The organism is Bacillus sp. AFS001701 (assembly GCF_002559405.1).
GTDB lineage: Bacteria > Bacillota > Bacilli > Bacillales > Bacillaceae_G > Gottfriedia.
This window is the reverse complement of the sequence record NZ_NTZO01000775.1, coordinates 1-647: the sequence shown is the minus strand read 5'-3', so window position 1 is coordinate 647 and position 647 is coordinate 1. Positions and strand designations below refer to the sequence as shown.

Here is a 647-nt window from a genome sequence, read left to right as displayed (position 1 = left end):
TAAAAATATACATAAAGCAATTCACTTCGGGTTAACTTAAAGGAATAAAGGATTTGTAGGGAGACTTTTTATGAATAAAAAGTTTATTTATTCAACTCATATCTATATCTTGCTTATCATGTCTACCGGGTTTATGTTGCATGTATTTATTGTACCTAGTGTGTTGACATCAACCCATCGAGATTCTTGGATTACGGTAATTGCTAGTATCCTCCCTTTTCTAGTTTGGACAGCATTAGTTTATTATTTATATAAAAAGCTAAATAATGAAGATATTTTGTCTGTAATGTTTAAAGTATTGTATAAACCATTAGCTTACCTATTTTCAGTTATTTTTGTAGCTTACTTTTTACTTTCAGCTTTCGTTACTTTTCGATTTACACTTATTTGGGCAAATATAAATTATACCCAAGATATTCCAAATATCGTCGTAGTGTTTTTAATTGCACTGATTTGTTTTTATTCAGCAAGTAAAGGGATCCGTACAATTAGTACAGCTGCTTTTTTATTTTTGCCGCCAGTTGCTTTTTTTGGATTCTTGGTGGGCATTGGGAATGAAAAGAACAAAGATTTCGGACTACTATTTCCTTTATTCGAAAGAGGATACCAAGATTTTTTTCATGGTTTTATTTATACTTGTTCAGGAT

At 30.4% G+C, this 647-nt stretch carries 1 protein-coding gene; it reads left to right on the top strand.

Annotated elements, in window-relative coordinates; genetic code table 11:
* Positions 1-70 precede the first annotated feature (70 nt).
* Positions 71-647: GerAB/ArcD/ProY family transporter (locus tag CN514_RS25105; RefSeq protein ID WP_141529550.1), on the top strand; the 577-nt coding region annotated here is incomplete at its 3' end.